The 22,983-nt window shown below is 68.8% G+C and carries 19 protein-coding genes and 1 tRNA gene; 12 read left to right on the forward strand and 8 right to left on the reverse strand.

What is annotated here, in order from left to right; translation table 11 throughout:
* The first annotated feature begins 4 nt into the window (after window positions 1-4).
* Genes GH2_RS03180 through GH2_RS03190 form a run of 3 tightly spaced genes read left to right on the forward strand, consistent with a single transcriptional unit; the run spans window position 5 to window position 2,468 of the window.
* Window positions 5-184, forward strand: coding sequence for a tautomerase family protein (locus GH2_RS03180; RefSeq protein WP_066162994.1), 180 nt, complete (start codon window positions 5-7; stop codon window positions 182-184).
* Window positions 181-1,773: an anthranilate synthase component I gene (locus GH2_RS03185; protein ID WP_066162998.1), complete on the forward strand. Its 1,593-nt coding sequence runs from the start codon at window positions 181-183 to the stop codon at window positions 1,771-1,773. The genes GH2_RS03180 and GH2_RS03185 overlap by 4 nt, the downstream gene beginning before the upstream one ends.
* Window positions 1,770-2,468 carry a TIGR02234 family membrane protein gene (locus tag GH2_RS03190; RefSeq protein ID WP_066163002.1) on the forward strand — a complete coding sequence of 233 codons (699 nt, stop codon included), beginning with the start codon at window positions 1,770-1,772 and terminating at the stop codon, window positions 2,466-2,468. The genes GH2_RS03185 and GH2_RS03190 overlap by 4 nt, the downstream gene beginning before the upstream one ends.
* Here GH2_RS03190 and GH2_RS03195 read toward each other — a convergent pair whose 3' ends face one another.
* The 5 genes from GH2_RS03195 to GH2_RS03215 are packed head-to-tail and all read right to left on the reverse strand — an operon-like array spanning window position 2,469 to window position 9,862.
* A complete protein-coding gene (locus GH2_RS03195; RefSeq protein ID WP_066163005.1) occupies window positions 2,469-3,617 on the reverse strand; it encodes a VWA domain-containing protein in 1,149 nt (382 codons plus the stop codon).
* A complete protein-coding gene (locus GH2_RS03200) occupies window positions 3,614-5,974 on the reverse strand; it encodes a DUF5682 family protein (RefSeq protein WP_066163008.1) in 2,361 nt (786 codons plus the stop codon). Before GH2_RS03200 ends, GH2_RS03195 begins: the two co-directional genes overlap by 4 nt.
* The gene (locus GH2_RS03205) at window positions 5,971-7,089 is read right to left on the reverse strand and encodes an ATP-binding protein (RefSeq protein ID WP_066163010.1); all 1,119 of its coding nucleotides are present in this window, start codon (window positions 7,087-7,089) and stop codon (window positions 5,971-5,973) included. Before GH2_RS03205 ends, GH2_RS03200 begins: the two co-directional genes overlap by 4 nt.
* Window positions 7,086-8,582: a DUF5691 domain-containing protein gene (locus tag GH2_RS03210; RefSeq protein WP_066163013.1), complete on the reverse strand. Its 1,497-nt coding sequence runs from the start codon at window positions 8,580-8,582 to the stop codon at window positions 7,086-7,088. Before GH2_RS03210 ends, GH2_RS03205 begins: the two co-directional genes overlap by 4 nt.
* Window positions 8,579-9,862, reverse strand: a complete 1,284-nt coding sequence (locus tag GH2_RS03215; RefSeq protein WP_066163017.1) for an SWIM zinc finger family protein — start codon at window positions 9,860-9,862, stop codon at window positions 8,579-8,581. Before GH2_RS03215 ends, GH2_RS03210 begins: the two co-directional genes overlap by 4 nt.
* A 168-nt stretch (window positions 9,863-10,030) precedes the next feature.
* On the opposite strand from GH2_RS03215, the gene trpC reads away from it, so the two are divergent.
* The 7 genes from trpC (at window position 10,031) to GH2_RS03250 (ending at window position 17,894) form a co-directional block, all read left to right on the forward strand.
* A complete protein-coding gene (gene trpC / locus GH2_RS03220; RefSeq protein WP_066163019.1) occupies window positions 10,031-10,849 on the forward strand; it encodes an indole-3-glycerol phosphate synthase TrpC in 819 nt (272 codons plus the stop codon).
* A gap of 108 nt (window positions 10,850-10,957) precedes the next feature.
* Window positions 10,958-12,289, forward strand: a complete 1,332-nt coding sequence (gene trpB, locus GH2_RS03225) for a tryptophan synthase subunit beta (protein ID WP_066163022.1) — start codon at window positions 10,958-10,960, stop codon at window positions 12,287-12,289.
* On the forward strand, window positions 12,286-13,092 hold the full coding sequence (gene trpA, locus GH2_RS03230; RefSeq protein ID WP_066163025.1) for a tryptophan synthase subunit alpha: 807 nt from the start codon (window positions 12,286-12,288) through the stop codon (window positions 13,090-13,092). Before trpB ends, trpA begins: the two co-directional genes overlap by 4 nt.
* A 122-nt stretch (window positions 13,093-13,214) precedes the next feature.
* Window positions 13,215-14,984 carry a prolipoprotein diacylglyceryl transferase gene (gene lgt, locus GH2_RS03235; RefSeq protein WP_066163028.1) on the forward strand — a complete coding sequence of 590 codons (1,770 nt, stop codon included), beginning with the start codon at window positions 13,215-13,217 and terminating at the stop codon, window positions 14,982-14,984.
* A 9-nt stretch (window positions 14,985-14,993) separates the two neighbouring features.
* A complete protein-coding gene (gene pyk, locus GH2_RS03240) occupies window positions 14,994-16,427 on the forward strand; it encodes a pyruvate kinase (protein WP_066163030.1) in 1,434 nt (477 codons plus the stop codon).
* 89 nt (window positions 16,428-16,516) lie between these two features.
* Window positions 16,517-17,416 (forward strand): acyl-CoA thioesterase, encoded by a 900-nt coding sequence (locus GH2_RS03245; protein ID WP_066163032.1) that lies wholly within the window; start codon window positions 16,517-16,519, stop codon window positions 17,414-17,416.
* Window position 17,417: 1 nt separating this feature from the next.
* On the forward strand, window positions 17,418-17,894 hold the full coding sequence (locus tag GH2_RS03250) for a hypothetical protein (protein WP_066163039.1): 477 nt from the start codon (window positions 17,418-17,420) through the stop codon (window positions 17,892-17,894).
* 6 nt (window positions 17,895-17,900) lie between these two features.
* On the opposite strand, the gene GH2_RS03255 is transcribed toward GH2_RS03250, so the two are convergent.
* Entirely contained in the window at window positions 17,901-18,653 is a 753-nt protein-coding gene (locus tag GH2_RS03255) for a copper homeostasis protein CutC (RefSeq protein ID WP_066163042.1), read from the reverse strand.
* Window positions 18,650-20,614 carry a CocE/NonD family hydrolase gene (locus GH2_RS03260; protein WP_239588733.1) on the reverse strand — a complete coding sequence of 655 codons (1,965 nt, stop codon included), beginning with the start codon at window positions 20,612-20,614 and terminating at the stop codon, window positions 18,650-18,652. The genes GH2_RS03255 and GH2_RS03260 overlap by 4 nt, the downstream gene beginning before the upstream one ends.
* A 276-nt stretch (window positions 20,615-20,890) precedes the next feature.
* On the opposite strand from GH2_RS03260, the gene GH2_RS03265 reads away from it, so the two are divergent.
* Together GH2_RS03265 and GH2_RS03270 are read left to right on the forward strand one after the other, a co-directional pair.
* A tRNA-Leu gene (locus GH2_RS03265) sits at window positions 20,891-20,972 on the forward strand.
* A 106-nt stretch (window positions 20,973-21,078) separates the two neighbouring features.
* Window positions 21,079-21,687: an ANTAR domain-containing response regulator gene (locus GH2_RS03270; RefSeq protein WP_066163045.1), complete on the forward strand. Its 609-nt coding sequence runs from the start codon at window positions 21,079-21,081 to the stop codon at window positions 21,685-21,687.
* 27 nt (window positions 21,688-21,714) lie between these two features.
* On the opposite strand, the gene GH2_RS03275 is transcribed toward GH2_RS03270, so the two are convergent.
* Window positions 21,715-22,659: a DUF4352 domain-containing protein gene (locus tag GH2_RS03275; RefSeq protein WP_157085974.1), complete on the reverse strand. Its 945-nt coding sequence runs from the start codon at window positions 22,657-22,659 to the stop codon at window positions 21,715-21,717.
* Window positions 22,660-22,983 lie beyond the last annotated feature (324 nt).

The following is a 22,983-nucleotide window of genomic DNA, read 5'->3' on the forward strand; positions in this document are numbered from 1 at the left end:
CATCATGCCGCTGATTCAGATCTCTCAGACTCCGGGGCTGTCCGATCGCGTGAAGCGCGAGACGATCGCCGCGGTGACCGAGGCCTACGCCAAGGCCACCGGTAAGAACCCGGACTCGGTCTGGGTCACCATCACCGAGGTGCCCCGCCAGCAGTGGGGCGTCGGCGGGGAACCGCTCGGATGAGCGCCGCACGCACCGCCTCCGACGCGATGGCGACCACCTCCCTGCAGGCCTTTCGCGACCTCGCAGCCGATCACCGCGTGGTCCCGGTGACGCGCAAGGTGCTGGCTGATTCCGAGACCCCGCTGTCGGCCTATCGGAAGCTCGCTCGGGACCCGGGCAGCGCTGATCCGTCGGCCCTCAAAGAAGGCACCTTCCTGCTGGAGTCGGCGCCCAACGGCGCGTCGTGGTCGCGATGGTCGTTCATCGGAGCGGGAACGCGATCGGCGCTGACCGTCGCCGACGGCCACGCGCACTGGTGGGGCGACGTCCCCGCAGGCGCACCGGCCGGCGGCGACCCGGTCGAGGCGCTCGCCGAATCGCTGCGGCTGCTGAAGACCGACCCGCTCGCAGGCATGCCGCCGCTCACCGGAGGCTTCGTCGGCTTCATGGCCTACGACTTCGTCCGACGGCTGGAACGACTTCCCGAGACCACGGTCGACGACCTGCACCTGCCGGACATGTTCTGGCTGCTGGTCGCCGACCTCGCGGCCTTCGATCATCACGAGGGCACCATCACGTTGATCGCGAACGCGGTGAACTGGGACGGGAGCGACGAACGCGTCGACGAGGCGTACGACGACGCCGTCGCACGACTCGATGCGATGTCCGCGGCGCTCGCCGCGCCCGCGCCGTCGACCGTCTCGACGTTCGGCAGGCCGTCACCCGACTACCGGTCGCAGCGCGATCTCGACGCCTACCGCGAGATCGTGACCGGGCTGGTCGGCGAGATCGAGGCGGGCGAGGCGTTTCAGGTGGTGCCGTCGATGCGCTTCGAGATCGACACCGACGCCGATCCGCTCGACGTGTACCGCGTGCTCCGGGCGTCGAACCCCAGTCCGTACATGTACTTCCTGCGGATGCCCGGCATCGACCGGGAGCCCTTCAGCATCGTCGGCTCGTCGCCGGAGGCGCTGGTGACGGTCGCCGACGGCGTCGCCACCACGCATCCGATCGCAGGCACCCGCTGGCGCGGCGCCACCGAAGAGGAGGATCAACTCCTCGCCAAGGGGCTGTTGGCGGACGAGAAGGAGAACTCCGAGCACCTGATGCTCGTCGACCTGGGCCGCAACGACCTCGGGCGGGTCTGCGAACCCGGCACCGTCCGCGTCACGGACTACCGGCGGGTGGAGCGGTACAGCCATGTGATGCACCTGGTCTCGACCGTGTCCGGAACGCTGCAGGACGGGAAGCAAGCGCTCGACGCCGTCACCGCGTGTTTCCCGGCGGGCACCCTGACCGGTGCGCCCAAGGTGCGGGCGATGGAGTTGATCGAGGCCAACGAGATCACTCGTCGCGGACTCTACGGCGGTGTCGTCGGCTATCTCGACTTCGCGGGCAACGCCGACACCGCGATCGCGATCCGCACCGCGCTGATGTCGGGCGACACCGCCTACGTCCAGGCCGGCGGCGGCGTGGTCGCCGACAGCGACGCCGAGTACGAGTACAACGAAGCCCGTAACAAGGCGTCCGCGGTTCTCGCCGCGGTCGCCGCGGCCGCGACCATGGCGCCGGTGTCTCGAGCGCATGAGGTCGGGGAGGAGAACCGGTGAACCGATCCGAGGAACCCGTACCGGAGCAGGGCGACGCCGCAGCGACGCGGCGCCCCGTCAACCGGCGCTTCCAAGCCATCGCATCGGTGCTGATCCTGCTGGCCGCGCTCGGCCTCTGGGGTGCGTCGCGCATGAAGTGGGCGACGGTGCTCGTCGGTGAGGATCCGCCGTACCCGTCGCGCGAGGTCACGGTGACCGGCAGCGACTGGAGTCCGTGGCTGGTGGCGGTCGCGCTCGCGATGGTCGCGGCGGTCGTCGCGCAGTTCGCCGTGCGCGGACTGCTGCTGCGCGGGGTGGCGATCCTGGTCGCGCTCGGCGGCGCGGTGTCGGTGATCCCGGCGATCTCGTTGCTCACCGAAGGCGAGGGCAATCTGTACGTGGTGAAGATGGCGGGCGTGTCGGACCGCTCGCCGGTGGTCGGGATCCCGGTCGAGTCGATGCCGGGCTATCTGGTGATCGTATCGGCGATCTGTGCCGTGCTCGGCGCCGTCTTCATGATGCGGACGGCCAACCAGGGCGGCATGTCGTCCAAGTACGATTCGCCCGCAGCGCGCCGCGAGGAACTGGAGCGCAAGGTGTTCGCCGAGCGTGAGCGCGCGGCGGCGGCCGGGGAACCGGCGGCGACGGAGACCAACGAACGGCTCCTCTGGGACTCCCTCGACGAGGGCATCGACCCCACCGACGACGAGAAGTAGTCACTCGACCACGGTGATGTCGCGGTTCGCCGCCCAGTCGCCCACGTCCTGGCGTTCGATCGCCGCCGCCATCAGATCGGGGAACTGGTCCGGCGTGCACGCGAACGACGGGACGCCGAGTCCCGTCAGCCGACCGGCGAGGTCGGCGTCGAACGCAGGCGTGCCGGAGTCGGCGAGCGCCAGCAGCGCGATCATGGTGGCACCCGAGTCGACGATCGATCGCGCCCGCTCCAGCAGTTCGTCGGCCACCCCGCCCTCGTACAGATCACTGATCAGCACGAACACGGTCTCCGCGGGACGCTCGATCTGCGACTGGCAGTACCCGACGGCGCGGTTGATGTCGGTGCCGCCGCCGAGTTGCACGCCGAACAGGATATCGACCGGGTCGTGCATCTCCTCGGTCAGATCCACCACCTCGGTGTCGAACACGACGAGACGGGTCCGCACCGAGCGGAGCGACGCGAGGACTGCGCCGAAGACACTGGCGAACACCACCGATTCGGCCATCGACCCGGACTGGTCGATGCACAGCACGATGTCGCGCTCCACCTGCGACTGTCGCCGCGCATAGCCGACGAGGCGCTCCGGAATCACCGTCGTGTAGTCGGGTTGGTAGTGCTTCAGGTTCGCGGCGATGGTGCGGTTCCAATCGATGTCGGCCGGGCGCGGTCGGCTGGTGCGTGCCGAGCGGTCGAGCGCCCCGGTCACCGCCTGGACCGTCGCGCTGCGCAGCCGTTGCTCCAACTGGTCGGTCACCTGGCGGACGACGTGCCGCGCGGTCTCGCGTGAGTGTTCGTCCATCACCTGATTGAGGCCGATCAACGTGCTCACCAACGCGACGTCGGGTTGGACGGCGGCCATCATCTCCGGCTCCAGCAGCAGTTGCTTCAAGCCCAGCCGGTCCATCGCGTCGGCCTGCATCACCTGAACCACCGATGAGGGGAAGTAGGTGCGGATGTCGCCGAGCCAGCGCGCGACGCGCGGCTGGGATCGGCCGAGTCCGCCGCGCCGCGGACCGTCGTACAGCTGGGACAGCACCTGGTCGCGGGCCGCGTCCGCGCCCTGCAGGTCGCCGGCCGCTCCGCCGATCCCATCGGCCTCACCGCCGCCGAGCACCAGCCGCCACCGCGTCAATCGATCGTCATTCATGCCGACTGTCCTCCGATGAGTGCGGCGACCGTCGCGATCGCCGGAGCGGCTTGGGCGAGGTCGAACCGATGGTGGTCGACGGACTGCTCGGTGCGGGCGAGCGATGCGCCGATGATGCGACGTTCCGACGGGGTGAACTCCGAGAACGTGCGGCGAAGCAGCGGCAGGAGATCGTCGAAGACGGTCGTCGGGGCCTCCGACATCCACCGGTCGACGACGGCGAGGAGTGCCGCGTCGTGCATCAACACCAGGGCATCACCCGCCAGGAACCCGTCGAGCCATCCGGCGGCGTCGATCGGGTCCGCGGCGGGAGCGAGCGCCAGCCCCATCCGACGCTCCACCTCGTCGCGGTCCACGCGGTCGGCGTCGAGCAGCATGCGGGTCGCTCGCCCGACGAGCGTGCCCGGAGCCCGATCGTGATCGGCGACCCGGTTCAGGGCTCCGAACCAGTATTCGGTCAGCTCGTCTGCGCCGAGCAGCATCAGTCCTCGATGGGCCGACTCGATCGCGGTCCGCAGGACGACGGCGGCGTCGTTGCCGAGCCCGGCGACCGCGGGCGGCAGGCCCAGACATGCGCGGACGGCGGTCTGATCGAGCACCTCGCGAACATCTGCGGTCGTCACCTGGCGCACGTTCCCGTAGCGGCACACCCGGGCGAGCGGCTCGATCGCGGCGAGCAGGTCGGGGACATCGGTGTGCGCGGCGGCGCGATCGGCGAGCGCCGCGACCACCGGACCGGTCGGGAGCTCGGCCAGCAGACACCCGTCGATCAGCTCCGACAGCGCGGCGAGATCGGTCGCCTCGGCGGCGTCGGCGGCGATCTTCGCGGCGGCCGCCGACTCCACGGTCGTTCCGTACACCGAGGCCTCGACGACGGCGACGGCCATCGTCGGATCCCACTCGAGTTCCCACGCCTCTTTGAAGGTTCCGGTGGTGGGGCCGGTCTCACCGGGCAGGCCCCAGGTGATCCCGAGCGCGCGGAGTCGATGCAGGAGGACGGATTTGGCTCGACCGGAGTCGGTCCGCAGGTCCAGCATCACGCTCTTGGCTTGGGCGGCCGGGCGGAGCCGGCAGCTGCGCTGGAGTCGCTGCAGGTCGGCGGCGAGGGGGACCAGCGGCGCCGATTCGGGAACGGCCCCGACATCGGCGCCGACCACCAGCGCGTCGTTCACGAGGGAGAGCGGCAGTCGGTCGCCGTCCGCGAGGACGGACAACGCGGCGTCGTCGAGTTCGGCCAGCCCCGGATGCGGTCGGCCGCGCAGCGTCGCGAGCGAGTCCGCGAGCCGAACGGCGTCGACGACGGCGGCGGGCGACGCCGGCCGCCCCTGTGTGCGGAGCTCCCGCGCCACCCGGACCATCCACGAGGCGGCAGCCTGCCCGGTGTCCTGTCCGTCGCGCCGGGCGTCGAAGAGGTGGCGGTACCACCCGGGCGAGGCCACGCCCGCGCCGTAGCCGGACCACTGGCTCAGCCGCGTCGCCGTCCACGGCACCCATGCGGCGGCGACCTTGGTCTTCGGCAGACCGCGCAGCAACCGATTGTCGGCGGCGGCCGACGGCATCCGCGCAGGATCCAGTGCGGGCGCATGCCACGCGCCGCACACCACCGCGATCCGCAGGCGACCCGCCTTGAGCGCCGCACGCAGGGACTTGCGCATCGCGGCCTCGCGGACGGCCGTCATCGCCGACCCCAACTGATTCGACGCGGTCTCGAGGTCGAGCACCTTCTCGTCGTCGACCAGGGGCACGGGCACAGGTTCGTCGGCACGGAGTTCGGCGATCGCCTCCCGCACGGCGTCGAACCGGTCCACGACGCCGGGCCGCCCCACCCCGTCGAGGCGCTCGGTCGCGTCGCCGCCGCGATGCTCCACCGCGTCCTCCCACCACCGTTCGGGTTCGTCGTAGCCCGCGGCCGCGGCCAGTGCCCCGATGGGGTCGACGACGTGCTCATCGCGGCCGGGCTCATCGTGGCCGGACTCGGCCGTCGCCGCGCTGTGCCGCCGATCACCGGCTTCGTCGACGGCAGCGCGGATCGCGAGCGACGCGGCGGCAGGCAGATCGGTCCATTCCACGGGGACGTCGTGCGCCAGCCCCCAGCGGGTGGCCACCCATTCGGGCGAGAAGGAGGCCAAGGGATAGAACGACGCCCGGCGCGGAACCGCGGCGTCGTAGACCAGTCCGGCGATCGGCGGCACGGTGTCGGGGTCGGCGAGCAGCGGCAGGATCGGCGTCAATTCGCCGGGACCTTCGACCAGGATGCAGTCGGGGCCGATCTCGTCGAGCGCCTCGGCGACGGACTGCGCCGACCCCGGTCCGTGATGGCGGATGCCGAGGATCGAGACGGTCGCGGGCTCGGTCATCGCGGTGCGCCGCTGCCCAGATCGCGGCAGGCGCGGTACAGATCGTCCCAGTCCGGCCGGCCGCGCACCACGGTCTCGAGATACTCGTCCCAGATCACCGGATCCTGGACGGGATCCTTCACCACGGCGCCGAGCAGACCGGCCGCCACGTCGTGGGCGCCGATGACGCCGTCCCCGAAGTGCGCGGCCAGGCTGAGTCCGCTGGTGACCACGGAGATCGCCTCGGCGGTCGAGAGCGTCGATGAGGGCGACTTGAGCGTGGTGCGACCGTCGGCGGTCACGCCGCCGCGCAGTTCGCGCATCACGGTGACGACGCGGCGAATCTCGCTGAGCGACTCCATGTCCGACGGCAGTTCGAGCGACGCACCCAGGCTCGTCACCCGCTGGGTGACGATCGCGACCTCGTCGTCGAGCGAATCGGGGAGCGGAAGCACCACGGTCGTGAACCGGCGCCGCAAGGCGGACGAGAGATCGTTGACGCCTTTGTCCCGGTCGTTGGCGGTGGCGATCACGTTGAACCCCCGCGTGGCCTGGACCTCGCTGTCGAGTTCCGGAATCGGCAGTGTCTTCTCGGACAGCACCGTGATCAGCGAGTCCTGGACGTCGGCCGGAATGCGGGTCAGTTCCTCGACGCGGGCGATGGTGCCGGTGCGCATCGCCCGCATCACCGGTCCGGGAACCAGTGCGTCGGGGGTCGGCCCCGACGCCAGCAGGCTCGCGTAGTTCCAGCCGTAGCGGATCGCCTCCTCCGTGGTGCCCGCCGTTCCCTGGACGACGCGGGTGGAGTCGCCGCTCACCGCGGCGGCCAGATGTTCGCTGACCCAGGACTTCGCGGTGCCCGGCACGCCGAGCAGCAGCAGTGCGCGATCGGTCGCCAGCGACGCCACCGCGATCTCGATGAGTCGACGACTGCCGATGTACTTCGGGGTGATCACGGTGCCGTCGGCCAACTCGCCGCCCAGCAGGTAGGTGCTCACCGCCCACGGCGAGAGCTCCCAGCGCGGAGGTCGTGGGCGGTCGTCGACGGCGGCGAGCGCGGCCAGTTCCGCGGCGTACTCGTGTTCGGCGTGGGCGCGCAGGACGTCGGCGGGTGCGCTCGTCGGCGATTCGGTCATGAGAAGGCCTCCTGGATGGAACGGTCGAAGGACGCGTAGGTGACGGTCGCGGTGAGGACACGCCGGAGCTGGTCGGAGATCTCGACGTCGGCGCCGGGGAGTTCTGCGCGAGCGAGCAACTCGCGCAGGTACGGGACGATCTCGGCCGGGAAGGCCGACGGATCGGTCACGGGGTTGTGGGTCGCTCGCTTGCGGGCGCCCGCCGGCTGCGGACGAGTCACGCGATCGAGGATCGCGCGGGCGACCGCGGGACTCCACGGATGGTCGGTGAGCAGCAGCTCGCGGAATCCGACATCGTTCTCCACCGGAATGCGGCGGAGCACGTAGGCGTCGCGTTCAGAACGGGGGAGCGCGGCCAGCAGTGCGCTGGTGCGCTGGACGTCGAGGAGCGCGCGTGCCCACGCCACATCGTGCTGGTCGCAGGCGGCGGAGATGAGCAGCGTCAGCAGCGCCTCGTCGTCGCGGACGGCGGCCACGATCTCGTCGACCGACAGCCCGGTCACCTCACCCCACACCGACAGCGGTGCGCTGACCACGATGGCGTGCAACGACGCGGTGCGGTCGACTGCGTCGTCGACGCCGCGGAGCCCGTCGCGGACCGCCGCGTCGTCGATCGCTGTCGGTGCGAGCGCCGTCACCCGGGCCTTGGTCCACCTGCCGCGCGGGCGATCGACGGTGATCAGCGGCCGGAGACGGTCGGCCATCCGGTGTGCGTAGGCGCTGTGCGGCAGTCGTCGCAGCACCCGCTGTGCTGCTCCGCGGACGCGGAGCGACCGCTCACCGAGTGCGGCCTCCAGCACCGCCTCGTCAGCGTCGGACAGCCCGACGATCCACGACGTCAGAACGTCCTCTTTGAGATCGGCGGGCAGGCTCGCCCAGCGGGCGGCCGCGATCGACCGAGCCCCGTCGGGATCAGTGGCGCGCAGGGCCCGCAGGGCCGCGACCGCGTCGGCGGTGCGTAGGTTCTCCCAGTTCCTCGCCAGCTCCTCGGCGTCGAGTCGGGATGGTGGCGGCGCCCCGGTGCCGGTGAGCATCGCCGCCAGCCAGTCGCCGCGCCGTCCCCACGCCTGGTGCAGCGCGGGCAGCACGCGCGGCTGTGCATCGGCCAGCGTCATCAGCGCGGACAGGTGATGCGGCGGCACCCGTGTGCCGTGCTCGGCGGCCAGGCCCAGCCACCGACAGATCAGCGTGGTGCGCACGTCTCGGGCGACCGGCGGTGCGTCGAGCAGGACGCCGAGCAGTTCGACGGCTCGCGGCGGTGCGACCGGCAGCTCGTCGTCCGGCGCGCACTCGGTCGGGACCGCCGTCGTCGGTCTGCGGCCGGCGTGCCGCAGAGCCGCGGCGATCGCCGCTTGATCGAGGATCGACCCCGGTGCCGCGAGCAGCGTCGGAGGCGGATCCGGCGGCAGCCGCCGATCGGTGCCGAGGACCGCGGCGGAGAGCAGGTCGTCGAGCCAGATCGGCACCGCGTGTGTCTGATCGGGCCCGGTCACAGTGCGCTCACCTGACCATCGGCCACCACGGTCAGGACGCGGAAACGGCCGTGGTCGAGTTCGCCGAAGACCTGGTCGGCGCGCCCTCCGGTCAGTGCCAGCAGGGCCCGTCGCGGGGTGTCGGGGACCAGTGGGACGGCGGCGCCGCTCGGATCCACGAGCAGGTGGGCGTCGGAACCGCCCAGGACGATGTCGTCGAGCACCGCCGGATGGCGATCGCGCCACGGGGTCCGCGCCACGGCCTCGGCGGCATCGGCGAACGCCGCGGCCACCGTGGTTCCGGCGCCGAGCCTGAGCACCGCACCGTCCGGCTCGGGCGGATCGACGAACAACACGCGTGCAGGCGCCGATCCCGGGTACACGCCGAGTCGGGCACGCAGACCGGCCCCGGCCAGATGCGGCACCTGAAGGGACTGTCCGGGGCCTGCCGTCTCGAGCACCATGAAGTACTCGCCCGAGTCGAGCGCGCGCAGCCAGGTGCGCTGCTGTGCCAGTCGGCCGGACTCGTCGCGGTGCGAGCCCACCACGGTCCACCATCCCTCCCTGATCTCGCCGGCGCGGACGTCAGCGGTCGGTACCGGCCATCCGAGCGAGGTCTGGAGGTCGGCACGCAGGGCGGGCGAGAGCGCGTCGCGGTGCGCCCACGCGCGCACCATGGTCCACCACACCCCGACGCGGTCGAACAGGTCCGCGGGGGTGAGTCCGTGTGCGACGTCGGCGGCGGTGTCGCGGACACGTTCCGCCAAGCCCGGCATCTGCGCATCGACCAGCCGCGCCGCTCCGCCGTCCCACCAGTCCGCCGGTCGACGCATCGCGTCGGCCAGCCCGCCGCGCATCATGTCGATGAGCCACTGGGAGAACTCCTCGCCGCCGGCATCCATCTTGGCCAGTCGCTCGGCGCGACGAGCCGCCTGGGCCTCCGGATCCGGCGGCGCGGTGGCCGCCACGCGCTCGCTGCGGCGAGCGCGCGTGTCGGCCCACTCGGCCGTATGGTCGGCCGTCTCACCCTCGCCGACGGCGCCGTCGGACCAGAGCAGCAGCAGCGCGATCGCGTGCTTGCACGGAAACTTTCGACTCGGACAACTGCACTTGTACGCCGGCCCCACCAGATCGATGCTCACCTGATACGGCTTCTTCCCACTGCCCTGACACGACCCCCACAGAAGCGACTCCGTGCAGCCGGTCGCCGACCACGGCCCGGGCACGGCGAGCTTGCGTCCCGCGGCGACCGATGCGGCGTCGGGGGCGACCGCGAGCACACGCTCTTGAGTCCATCGCATGGCTCCGGAGAGTAGCCGAGCGGTCGGACGATTTCGGCCCACGACGACCCCGCCCGTCGATCAGTCGATCTGTCCGGATCACCTTCGATGGGGGGAAGTGACCCCGGACAACCGGCAGCGGACCGACATGCCTACTCTGGACACCAAGCGTTGAAAGGGGCCGTCGCCGTGACCAGTCAGTCAGTGCTCGATTCGATCATCGAGGGAGTCAGGGCTGACGTCGCTACGCGCGAAGCCGCAGTCCCGTTCGAAGCCGTCAAGAAGGCGGCCGCCGCCGCACCCGGACCGCGTGATGCGATGGCTGCCCTCAGCCAGTCCGATGTCGCGGTCATCGCCGAGGTGAAGCGGGCGAGCCCGTCGAAGGGGCAGCTCGCCAACATCCCCGATCCCGCCGACCTGGCCAAGGCGTACGAGGACGGCGGCGCACGAATCGTCAGCGTCTTGACCGAGCAGCGACGCTTCGGCGGCTCGCTCGCCGACCTCGATGAGGTTCGCGCCGCGATCGACATCCCCATTCTTCGTAAAGACTTCATCGTCGGCCCGTACCAGATCCACGAGGCTCGGGCGCACGGCGCCGACGTGATCCTGTTGATCGTGGCGGCCCTCGAGCAACCCGTGCTGGCGTCGCTCCTGGATCGCACCGAGTCGCTCGGGATGACTGCGCTCGTCGAGGTGCACACCGAAGCCGAGGCCGACCGTGCACTGGAGGCCGGAGCCAAGGTGGTCGGCGTCAACGCGCGCAATCTCAAGACCCTCGAGGTGGATCGCGACTGCTTCGCGCGGATCGCGCCCGGACTGCCGTCGAGCGTCATCAAGGTCGCGGAGTCGGGAGTCCGCGGTCCCGCGGACCTGCTGGCGTACGCGGGTGCGGGCGCCGATGCGATCCTCGTCGGCGAGGGCGTCGTGACGAGCGGCGATCCGCGCCTGGCGGTCGCGGATCTGGTGGCGGCGGGCTCGCACCCGTCGTGCCCGAGGCCGTCGCGCTGACCGCTCACTGAACTGTGCAAACACCGAGATCCCGTTGCGCCGCAGCGGGATCTCAGGCGGTGGTTATTGAGTTGCCGCCCGATGCGATTGACAAGGATACTGAGAAACGTGACCGAGAACTCTGAGCCGAGCGCCGAGGCGCAGGCGGCATTCCCGAAGGCCAGCGACGGCGTCGCCGACGTCCACCCGATCGGCCCGGACGAGCGTGGTCACTGGAACGAGTTCGGCGGCCGTCGTGTTCCCGAAGCGCTGATGGCGGTGATCGACGAGGTGACCGTCACCTACGAGAAGCTGCGGACCGATTCGGACTTCCTGAACGAGCTCGATCGGCTCCAGCGTGACTACACCGGTCGGCCGTCACCGATGTACGAGGCCGAGCGACTCCGGGAGGATGCGGGCGGCGCGCGGCTGTTCCTCAAACGCGAGGACCTCAACCACACCGGTTCCCACAAGATCAACAACGTGCTCGGCCAGGCGCTGCTCGCCCAGAAGATGGGCAAGAAGCGTGTCATCGCCGAGACGGGCGCCGGGCAGCACGGCGTGGCCACCGCCACCGCCTGTGCGCTGCTCGGCATGGAGTGCCTGGTCTACATGGGCCGGGTCGACACCGAACGGCAAGCCCTCAACGTGGCGCGGATGCGTCTGCTCGGCGCGACCGTGGTCGCCGTCGAGACCGGATCGGCGACCCTCAAAGACGCGATCAACGAAGCCCTGCGCGACTGGGTGACGAACGCCGACACCACCTACTACTGCTTCGGCACCGCGGCCGGACCGCATCCGTTCCCCATGATCGTCCGCGATCTCCAGCGCATCATCGGGCTGGAGTCGCGCGTCCAGATTCTGGAGAAGATCGGTCGCCTGCCCGACGCGGTGACCGCGTGCATCGGTGGCGGCTCCAATGCGATCGGCATGTTCCACCCCTTCATCGACGACGCGGGTGTTCGCATGGTGGGCTTCGAAGCCGCAGGCGACGGTGTCGAGACGGGGCGTCATGCTGCCACGTTCACCGGAGGTACCCCGGGCGCCTTCCAGGGCGCCTACTCGTATCTGCTGCAGGACGAGGACGGTCAGACCATCGAGTCGCACTCCATCTCCGCAGGACTCGACTATCCCGGCGTCGGGCCCGAGCACGCTTATCTGCGGTCGATCGGGCGCGCCGAGTACCAGCCGGTCACGGACGCCGAGGCGATGGACGCCCTGGCGCTGCTGTCTCGCAAGGAGGGCATCATCCCGGCCATCGAGTCGGCGCACGCGCTCGCCGGTGCGCTGCGACTGGGCCGGGAGATGGGCGACGGCGCGGTGATCATCGTCAACATCTCCGGACGCGGCGACAAGGACGTCGACACCGCCGCCGAGTGGTTCGGTCTGTTCGACAAGCCGCAGTCCGAGACCGAGTACGCCGCAGCCCTCGCCGCTGCGGAGAAGGAGAACGCTCGATGAGCCCGAAGTCCGCACCCGAGTCGCGACTGGGAGCTACGTTCGCAGCCTGCGCGGGCGAGAACCGGGCGGCGCTGATCGGATACACACCGGTCGGATACCCGACCGTCGACGATTCGTTCGCCGTGATGCGGACGATGGTCGACGCCGGCTGCGACATCGTCGAGATCGGCATCCCGTACTCCGACCCCGTCATGGACGGGCCGACGGTCGCCCGGGCCGCACAGCAGGCGCTGGAGAACGGTTCCCGGGTCCGCGACGTCTTCGCCGCCGCCGAGACCGTCGCCGCCGCCGGTGCGCGACCGGTCGTCATGACGTACTGGAACCTGATCCTCCAGTACGGCGTCGACGCATTCGCCCGCGACTTCGCCGCCGCCGGCGGCGTCGGCCTGATCACGCCGGACCTCATTCCCGAAGAGGCCGACGACTGGCTCGCCGCCTCGGAGGCGCACGACCTGGACCGCATCTATCTGGTCGCGCCGTCGTCGACTCCGGAGCGCCTCGCGATGACCTTGGACAACTGCCGGGGCTTCGTCTACGCGGCGTCGACCATGGGAGTCACGGGTGCTCGTGATCGAGTCTCGAACGCCGCGCCGGAACTGTGTGCTCGCGTTCGTGAATACTCCGAGATCCCGATCGGCGTCGGTCTCGGCGTCCGGGACGGCGACCAGGCCGCGGAGATCGGCGCGTACGCTGACGGCGTGATCGTCGGATCGGCGATCGTCTCGGCCGTGGACAAGGGCCTCGACGCCGTCGGCGCCGTGGTCGCGGACCTCGCCGATGGAGTGCGCCGCGCCCGCAAGTGACATCGCGCGTGTGCCGTTCTGTGTGATCCGAATCGGGTCACACAGAACGGCACAACCATTTTCGTGCGCGTCGGACGGTGCGGTGGCCCGTGCCGCCGCGGGTGCACGATACTGTGGCACCTGTGACTGACGGAACCGTCCTCGCGTACATCCCGAGCCCATCCCAGGGCGTCTGGCACCTCGGCCCCGTGCCGATCCGCGCCTACGCCCTGTGCATCATCGTCGGCATCGTCGTCGCAGTCTGGTGGGGCAGCCGACGGTGGCAGGCCCGTGGCGGGCAGCCCGGTGAAGTCATCGACGTCGCCCTGTGGGCCGTTCCGTTCGGGCTCGTCGGTGGCCGGCTGTACCACGTGCTCACCGACTGGGAGACCTACTTCGGTCCCGGCGGCAAGGGTCTCGGGGCCGCCTTCCAGGTATGGGAGGGCGGACTCGGCATCTGGGGTGCCGTCGCGTTCGGTGCGCTCGGTGCGTGGATCGGCGCGCGGAACATGGGCATCAAGTTGCCGCCGTTCGGCGACGCGATCGCTCCGGCGATCCTGTTGGCGCAAGCGATCGGCCGACTCGGCAACTACTTCAATCAGGAGTTGTTCGGGCGACCGACCGAGGTGCCGTGGGGCCTGGAGATCTACGACCGCGTCAGCGATCAGGGACAGGTGTCGTTCAAGTTGATCGACGGCGTCTCGAACGGCCATGTGGTCGCCATCGTCCACCCGACGTTCCTGTACGAGATGATCTGGAACGTCCTGATCGTCATCGCGCTGGTGCTGATCGACCGGAAGTTCTCCGTCGGGCACGGACGACTGTTCGCGATGTACGTCGCGGGCTACTGCGTGGGGCGCTTCGGAATCGAGCTGATGCGCGACGATTTCGCGACGCACATCTTCGGTGTTCGGATCAATGTCTTCACCTCCGCGATCGTCTTCCTGTGCGCCGCGCTGTATGTGGTGATGGCGCCGAAGGGCCGCGAGCAGGGGCTCACCATGTACTGGCCCGACCGAGCCGAGGAACTCGCCGAGGAGGGGGCCGTGGGCTACGTGCCGCCGGAGCTCGTCGAGGACGATGAGGACGGTGAGGACGAACCCGTCGACGACCAGGGGGCAGACGAGGACGTCGAGGAGTTCGACGACGACGTCGCCGACGATGACGATCAGGAGATCGAGCCGGCGGACGAGGAGTTCGACGACGACTTCGATTCGGTGGAGGAGTCGTCGGACGTCGCGGAGTTCGAGGAGCTCGAGGTCGATGCGGAACCGGCCGACGGAGTCGGTCTCGACAAGGATGCCGCTGCCGCCACGGACGCCGGCGGTGTCGGTGGAGCCGCGGTCGCCGCAGCAGCTGTTGCCGCAGACGACGCAGAAGGCGACGAGGCGGAAGGCGACGCCGCGGGCGCCGATCGCGCCGATTCCGACGCAGCCGACGCCGATGGCTCAGCAGATCCCGGTGCCGATGATGTCGACGACGACGATGTCGACGACGCCACGGACCGCGCAGACGAGGAAGACTACACGGTCGAGGACGCCGAGCCGAGTGAGGCGCCAGATGTCGCCGACGCGGAGACCGAGACCGACGAGCAGACCGATGCAGACGAGCCCGCCGCGGAGCAGGCGGATGAGCCTGCCGAGGCCGCGCCAGAGGAGCCTCGGGGCCGGGTGATCCCGGGGCGGGACCCGTCGATCGTGGACTCGGTCTCATCGCAGGGATACACGATCGTCCGCGCTGACGACGAGGAGCTGTCCGGCATCTCCATCGTCGAGGAGAACCCCGGCGGTTCGGCGGGATCGATCGAGATCCGGCGCTCCGCACCCGCCGATTCCGGAAACGCTGGACGCAGTGACGAATCCAGCGGGGACGAGGAGGCAGAGGAAGGCGACACACCGGAGGAAGACCGCTAGCCTTAGAGCGTGACTCGTCGAACGAAAATCGTCTGTACCCTCGGCCCTGCTACCAACTCCCTCCAGAGCATCACTGAACTCGTCGAATGCGGTATGAACGTCGCGCGAATGAACTTCAGCCACGGTGCGCACTCGGATCACGAGTCGGTGTACCAGATTGTTCGCCAGGCCAGTGAGAGCACGGGCAACGCCGTCGGCATCCTGGCCGACCTGCAGGGCCCGAAGATCCGGCTCGGCAAGTTCGAGGAGAACGGTCGCCCGAACGGCGCCGTCGACTGGAACGACGGCGAGCAGGTCCGCATCACGGTCGACGATGTGATCGGCAATCACGACCGCGTCTCGACCACCTACAAGCACCTCGCGCAAGACGCGCAGCCGGGCGATCGCCTGCTGGTCGACGACGGCAAGGTCGGATTGGTCGTCGATCACATCGAGGGCAACGACGTGGTCTGCCGCGTCACCGAGGGCGGTACGGTCAGCAACAACAAGGGCCTGTCGATGCCCGGCATGAACATCTCGGTGCCCGCGCTGTCGGAGAAGGACATCGCCGACCTCGAGTTCGCGATGCGGCTGGGTGTGGACCTGGTGGCTCTCTCGTTCGTCCGCAGTCCGGCGGACATCGAACTGGTCCACGAGGTGATGGACCGCGTCGGCCGTCGCGTGCCCGTGGTCGCCAAGCTCGAGAAGCCCGAGGCGATCGAGAACCTGGAAGCGATCGTGCTGGCCTTCGACGCCATCATGGTCGCGCGCGGCGACCTCGGTGTCGAGATGCCGCTCGAGGAAGTGCCGCTGGTGCAGAAACGGGCGATCCAGATGGCCCGCGAGAACGCCAAACCTGTCATCGTCGCCACCCAGATGCTCGATTCCATGATCGAGAATTCGCGGCCCACCCGCGCCGAGGCCTCCGACGTCGCCAATGCCGTCCTCGACGGCGCCGACGCCGTGATGCTGTCCGGTGAGACCTCGGTCGGCAAGTACCCGCATGAGACCGTCCGAACCATGAGCCGGATCGTCATGGCCGTCGAAGGCGGCACTCGCGACGTCCCGCCGCTCACGCACGTCCCGCGCACCCGCCGCGGCATCGTCACGTATGCCGCTCGCGACATCGCCGAACGACTCGATGCCGTCGCCATGATCGGTTTCACCGAGTCCGGCGACACCGTGCGCCGCATCGCGCGGCTGCATTCGCGTGTGCCGTTGATCGGTTTCACCGCCTCCGAGGCCACGCACAATCAGCTGGCCCTCAGCTGGGGCGTCGATTCGCACCTGGTGCCGCGGATGAAGGACACCGACTCCATGATCGATCAGGTCGACGACATCCTGCTCAGCACCGGCCGCCTCGCGAAAGGCGACACCGTGGTGATCATCGCGGGCGCACCCGCGTCCGTCGTCGGCTCTACCAACTTCGTCCACGTTCACCGGATCGGCGAACAGGACCACTGACGCTCCGAATCGCGCGATCGCGCTGAACGACCACAGCGGTGCGGCGGGGGAGACGGTGCCCCGCCGCACCGCTGACATAGTCTTGGGGCATGAGCGACGGCAGCACAGATCCAAGCGTGACCGCATCCGCTGACCTCTCCGAGTTGATCCGATTGCTCGACGTGGAACGGGTCGACGACGATCTGTTCATCGGACAGCATCCCGATCAGGTCATGGCTCGGACCTTCGGCGGGCAACTCCTCGGGCAGGGCGTCGTCGCCGCGGGCCGGACGATCGTCAAAGGCAACCCGCCCGTCCATGCTCTGCACGCCCACTTCATCCGCGGCGGCGACGTCACGAAGCCGCTCGGATATCACATCGACCGCTATCGCGACGGTCGTGCCTTCGCGAATCGCCAGGTCACCGCGAAGCAGGACGGCGAAGTCATCTTCACCATGCTCGTCGCGTTCCAGGACAATTCGAAGGGACTCGAGCACGCCGTCGAGATCCCCGAGGTGCCGTACCCGGAGGAACTGCCGAAGATCGACGAGCACTTCAAGGGTTATGAAGAGCAGATCGAGGCCTTCATCAACGCGCTGCACCCGATCGACATCCGCTTCGCGAACGATCCCACGTGGGTGATGAAGGGGACCGGTGAGAAGCTCAATCACAATCGCGCGTGGATGAAGGCGGACGGCGTCCTGCCCGACGATCCGCTGATGCACGTGGGCGCGATGGCCTACTCGTCCGATACCACGGTGCTCGACTCCATCATCACCACGCACGGACTGTCGTGGGGCATCGACCGACTGTTCGCGGCCACCGTCAACCACTCCATGTGGTTCCATCGCGAATTCCGCTTCGACGAGTGGATGCTCTACGCCACCGAATCGCCGGTCGCGGCCGGGTCGCGAGGCATCGGATCCGGTCGATTCTTCATGCGCGACGGCACCCTCGCGACGTCGGTGTCGCAGGAGGCTCTCATCAAGTACTTCCCGCCGCGGCGTTGACATGACCGAGTCGACGTCGTACGAATCCGCAGCCGAACTGCGGTTCTTTCTCCCGTCCGGCCCGCCGCTGCCGCCCAAACGGTGGCAGCGCAGGTGGAAGGTCGGCATCAGGATCGGGAGCATCGCCGTTGCGGCGGTGTTCGCGATCCTCGCCGTCGGCGCCGTGGTCTTCGGTGCGATCTCGGCGTCGACCTTCACCGCGTCCGGGGCGGTCGACGTGAACTGCTCCACCCGCGCCGCGCCGTCGGCCCCCGACATCCGGCAGGGCGCCTCGGTGACGATTCTCGATGCGTCGACCGGCGACGTGTACGGGACGACGACGCTCACCGATTTCACCGCCCTCAAGAGCGGCATCTGCCTCCTGCGGTTCGAGGTCCACGACGTTCCGGTCGCGAGCCTCTACACCGTCCGCATCGGCAGCACCTTCGAGGAACTTGCCTCCGCCGACGCCCTGCGCGGCGGCGCCGTGATCAGCTGACGCCGATCACGTCCGCCCGCCCGCAGCCCGAAGCGCGGCCACCGCAGCGGCGACCGTCGTCGGATCGGTGCGCTCCAGCGCCGCAGCCGTGCCGCCGCCCGGACCGGTGGCACCGGGATCGGGAACGGTCGTCTTCGCCGACAGGTGCACGGCGTGGACTCCGGTTGCGACGATCGACGCGATCGATCCGACGTCCACGCCGCCGCCGGCCATCACCTGAACCCCGCTGTCCGCGGCGACCAGCGCTGCCAGCACGGCTGATCCGTCGCCGGCTCTCGCTGCACCGCCCGAGGTGAGGACACGATTCACCCCGAGACCGCCGAGCGCAGTGATCGCTGCGACCGGATCGGCGACGGCGTCCATCGCACGGTGAAAGGTCACGTCGACAGCGCGCCCGGCCGTCTGCTCGACGGTTCGCGCGGCATCGACGAGTCGGCGGGTGCCTGCGAGGTCGAGAGTGGCATCCGGCCGCAGTGCGCCGATCACGACGCCGCGTGCGCCGAGCTGGACCGCGGCGGCGATGTCGGCGGCCAGCACGTCGAGCTCGTCGTCCGAGTAGACGAATCCGCCCGGTCTCGTGCGGATCAGGACGTGGACGTCGATCCCGACCGCGCAGGTCTCGGAGATGGACGCGGCGGACGGTGTCAGCCCTCCGGTCGCACCCAGCGCGGCACACAGCTCGATGCGGTCGGCGCCGCCTTCTCGGGCGATGACGGCGCCGGCCACGTCCTGGACGGCGACCTCCAGGGCGACGGTCACCGCATCGGCTTCGACAGCGGCACGTTCACCCAGCTCGGATTCGCCGGGTCGATCTCGATGTACTGCGGCCGCAGCTGCGACGACCACAGGCCGGGCCCCAGCGGGACCGCCTTCGGGAAGTTGAAGGAATAGATGTCGACCCGCAGCCGATCGCCGGGCTTCAACGCGGCCTGCGTCGCCGACATCGGAATGTCGATGTCGAGGATCTGACCGGGCCGGACCTTGTTGTAGTGGTCCAGCGACAGGTACAGCACCGGATCGGTCAGATCGCCGTTCGGCGCGTACTTGCTCTTCGCTCGATCCACAGCGCGCAACGACACCATCAACTGGCCCATGGAGACGATCTGTGAACGGCCGTCGGGCGAGACGATGTTCACCGTCGCATGCCAGTAGCCGTCGGTCGCCTTCAGTCGCTGTCGCAGATGCACCACCGGCGTACCGCTGATGCGTGTCAACGACCGGACCTTCTTGCCGGTGAAGGTCTGCGCCGCGACCTCAGACAGTCGGGTGTCCTTGCCGCAGAAGTCGAACAGAATCGTCACGCCCGCCGCAGCCTGGGCGGCGTCCCGATCGCACAGGGTCGACAGCCCCGGCTTCACTTCGCGGGTCGCCCGCCGCGTCGGCGTGGCGGAACTCAACGAGCCGTCACCGGCGACCGGAGTGTTGACCGAGCGCGACGGTGTCCCGCGCAGGTACTGCCGCTGGTACGTGTACCCGGGCAGCGGGTACGACGGTCCCTGCAGGAAGTTGCCGCTCGGCTCCGACGCGAGCGTCGCCTGCGCATAGCGGTCGATCCCGTTGTCGATGCCCTTGAGCCACTTGTCGTACCAGGCCCGCGCCAGCACGTCGATGCGTGGCGGATGACCGGGTCGGCCGAAGTTGGAGCTGGACGTGATGTGGTAGCCGTCGTCCATGATCAGCTTCTTCTGCGCGTTCGGAAGCTGCGACAGGCTGCTGAGCATGCGGGACTCGGAGTTGGTGAACAGGTCGTTCCAGCCGCCGATCGTGAATGTCGGGGTCTGGACCCTGCTCAGGTCCGTGTCGAATGATGCGCGACGGGCCGATCCGGCTTCGACGATCGAGCGGGTCTTGGGCGACAGCGTCCGCACATCGCGCGTGACGAGTGCGTCGAGGAGGACGTCGAAGTAGGTGAGCGGGTCTTTCACTCGATCGGCCAGCCACGTCCAGTCGAACGTTCCGTTGAGCATCGAGGCGACGTTCGGGATCATCTTGGTGGTGTTGACGAGGGTCAGCCAGGGGACGAGGAAGCCGAATCCGAGGCCACCGCCGGGCGCGATGATGTCGCGCACCAGATCGGCGCCGGGCACCACCGGGAAGATCGCATCGAGTTTGCCGGGATCGTCGGACGCGGCCTGCAATTGGTTGATGGCGGAGTACGAGACGCCCGCCATGCCGATCTTTCCGTTGGACCAACTCTGCTTGGACGCCCAGTCGACCACTTCGGTGGTGTCACGTCGCTCGCGTTGTCCGAACACCTGCCAGGTGCCCTGCGAGAAGCCGGTGCCGCGGACGTCGACCACCAGCATGTTGTAGCCGCTTTTGACGAGTTTCGGATCGTAGGCGAACGTCTGAATCAGTCCGCCGCGCAGCGCGCCGACCAGTTCGTTGTAGCCCGACAGCACGGTGCCCTGCAGATTGATGCCGTTCAGCAGGTCGATGAGCTGGGGCACCAGGACCGGGTAGTTCATCACCTCGGACGCCAGAGCGCTCACCATCTTGGTGTACGGCGTCATGTTGACGATGGTCGGCAGCTTGGTCGTCACCGGCTTGCCGTCACGTCCAACGGGGCGAATCAGATTGCCGCGCAGGATGGTTCCGTCGGACATCCGGATCGGGACATCCGGTTTCACGGAATAGCCGCCGTATTTCTGCTTGCCGTCGTGCGTGCGGGTCCACTGCGCGCCGAGAGCGCCGTACACGGCGGCGTCGGCCGTTCCCATCGAGACCGGCAGTGCCACCAGCGGCACTGCGGTGAGCACGGCGATCAGAACGGTCGCCAATCGGCGTCCGATGGATACTCTCACTGTGGTCGTCCCCTCCCCGCCGAACACACCAGATCGGATGCGGTCGGTCGTCCTTCTGTGACCTTACTCTCAGGTAACCTTAAGTGTGAGTTGTCGGGAATGGAAGGGCTGTCCTTGTCGGGGCCCGCAACAGGGGGTCGATTGACGCTTTCGCGGGCGCATTGCGTACACTCGTTTTTCGCACCACCACCGGCCCCGGTGGCGAAATTGGCAGACGCGCCGCACTCAAAATGCGGTCTCTAACGAGGTGCCGGTTCGAGTCCGGCCCGGGGCACCCCATGACGATTCGACACTGACGATTCGGCTCAGTGCGGATCCGAGTAGGCCAGACCCATGACCGCAGGTGGAGACGTCGCAATGTCAGGAGCGGAGCCGAATTCATGAGTGAGACGGGCGGACCTGAGAAGCAGGCGAGCCGGGTCGTGGTGGCTGAAGACGATTCGCTCATCCGCCTGGATCTGATCGAGATGCTGCGCGACGAGGGTTACGACGTGGTCGGGGAGGCGCCGAACGGTCAGGTCGCCGTCGACCTCGCCGAGTCGCTGCGCCCGGACCTGATCATCATGGACGTGAAGATGCCCGTTCGCGACGGCATCGACGCCGCGAGCGAGATCGCTCGCAAGCGGATTGCCCCCGTCGTCATGCTCACGGCGTTCAGCCAGCGCGAGTTCGTCGAACGAGCCCGGGACGCCGGCGCGATGGCCTACATCGTGAAGCCGTTCACGCAGGCCGACCTGGTGCCCGCGATCGAACTCGCGCTGAGCCGCTACCGCGAACTCAAGGTCCTCGAAGCCGAGATCGCCGATCTGACCGATCGCTTCGAAGCGCGCAAGTTGATCGATCGTGCCAAGGGGCTCCTGATGGACAAGCGCGCGATGACCGAGCCCGAGGCGTTCCGCTGGATTCAGCACAACGCGATGGACAAGCGCGTCACGATGAAGGCCGTCGCCGAGATCGTCGTCGAGACGCTGGGCGACGACGCCTCGTAGTCACGGCAGTCGTGACGGCTGGTCGACTCAGGGCGCCGTGACGAAGACGTCCTTGCCGAAGGTGCCCATCGAGATCCGCAGCAACCCGGTGACATCCTTCGGGAGCAGGATGGCGACGTTACCGGTCGTCGTTCCACCGTTGTAGAGCTCGCCGTCCAGCGTCGGTTCAGGATCCACGGCGGACGGTTCGTACGACGTGAAGGTCTTGCCGTCGTCGGTCACGAACGCGACTCCGATGGAGTCCGCGGACGACGACTCCGTGCCCGTGTAGGTGACCGTGAGGTTCACCACGGCCCACTCCTGGTCGGCGCCGGGCTCATCGTTGAACGAGTTCGCGGCCAGCACTTCGGCGGTGGCGTCGCGATCGAACGTGTTCACCACCACCTTCCATGTCGACGTGGTCAGCGTCGATCCGATGGCGACCGGGTTGTCGCGCGATCCGGCGTCGTCGGACGCGGGCTGTCCGTCCTGGGACACTGTGACATCGCCTCCGCCGAGGTCGGTCACCGCGTCGTCGACCGCGTCAACGATCACCGTGAGGAACACGACGGCCGCGACGATGGTTCCGATCACTGCGATGATCACCGCGCCGATGGACGTCCCCTTGGGTTTGTTGGACTGGAAGAGTCCGACGACGCCCAGGATGAATGCCGCCGGAAGCAGGATCCACCCGACGATCAGCGCGCCGGGAATGCAGCCGAAGATGAATCCGATGACGGCGAGCACCAGGGCGACGAGGCCGACGGTGTTGCGCGACTTGGGCTGTGGGCCAGACGGCGGTGTCTGGCCGAACTGGTTCGGCGGGTACGGCTGTCCCTGGTGGGGCGGCGGGTAGGACTGGGGCGGATAAGGCTGGGCTTGATACGGCTGGGTTTGATACTGCTGGGCCGGATGATGCGGTGCTTGCGACGCGTCCGGCGCAGTCGGCGGCAGGTTCGGCTCGGGCTGTGCTGAGGGGTACTCGGTCGACATGATGCGTTAGTCCTTTATGGCTTGAACACCGGTATTCACCGGATCGACCGAAACCATAGGGGGCACCTCTGACATTTCGTCCCACGTTGATCGAGTGCCACCTGCGAGCGCGGCGCCCGCGCCCCCTACGTTGATCGAGTGCCACCTGCGAGCGCGGCCTTTCTCACGTTGATCGAGTGCCACCTGCGAGCGCGACCTTCTCACGCTGATCGAGTGCCACCTGCGAGCGCGGCGCCCGCGCCCCCCACGCTGATCGAGTGCCACCTGCGAGCGCAGCGAGCAAGTGGTGTATCGAGATCGCCGCGACCGCCTCTGGTGCCCGAC

The sequence above is a fragment of the Gordonia hydrophobica NBRC 16057 genome (assembly GCF_001592365.1).
In the GTDB taxonomy this organism is placed as follows: Bacteria; Actinomycetota; Actinomycetes; order Mycobacteriales; family Mycobacteriaceae; genus Gordonia; species Gordonia hydrophobica.

Coding starts and splice junctions, on each gene's coding strand:
- GH2_RS03205 (WP_066163010.1), bottom strand. CDS start 7,089: ATGACCGAATCGCCGACGAGCGCACCCGCCGACGTCCTGCGCGCCCAC.
- trpA (WP_066163025.1), top strand. CDS start 12,286: ATGAGCCCGAAGTCCGCACCCGAGTCGCGACTGGGAGCTACGTTCGCA.
- GH2_RS03200 (WP_066163008.1), bottom strand. CDS start 5,974: ATGACCGAGCCCGCGACCGTCTCGATCCTCGGCATCCGCCATCACGGA.
- GH2_RS03260 (WP_239588733.1), bottom strand. CDS start 20,614: ATGGGAACGGCCGACGCCGCCGTGTACGGCGCTCTCGGCGCGCAGTGG.
- GH2_RS03270 (WP_066163045.1), top strand. CDS start 21,079: ATGAGTGAGACGGGCGGACCTGAGAAGCAGGCGAGCCGGGTCGTGGTG.
- GH2_RS03180 (WP_066162994.1), top strand. CDS start 5: ATGCCGCTGATTCAGATCTCTCAGACTCCGGGGCTGTCCGATCGCGTG.
- GH2_RS03275 (WP_157085974.1), bottom strand. CDS start 22,659: ATGTCGACCGAGTACCCCTCAGCACAGCCCGAGCCGAACCTGCCGCCG.
- GH2_RS03185 (WP_066162998.1), top strand. CDS start 181: ATGAGCGCCGCACGCACCGCCTCCGACGCGATGGCGACCACCTCCCTG.
- GH2_RS03245 (WP_066163032.1), top strand. CDS start 16,517: ATGAGCGACGGCAGCACAGATCCAAGCGTGACCGCATCCGCTGACCTC.
- GH2_RS03250 (WP_066163039.1), top strand. CDS start 17,418: ATGACCGAGTCGACGTCGTACGAATCCGCAGCCGAACTGCGGTTCTTT.
- GH2_RS03215 (WP_066163017.1), bottom strand. CDS start 9,862: ATGCGATGGACTCAAGAGCGTGTGCTCGCGGTCGCCCCCGACGCCGCA.
- GH2_RS03195 (WP_066163005.1), bottom strand. CDS start 3,617: ATGAATGACGATCGATTGACGCGGTGGCGGCTGGTGCTCGGCGGCGGT.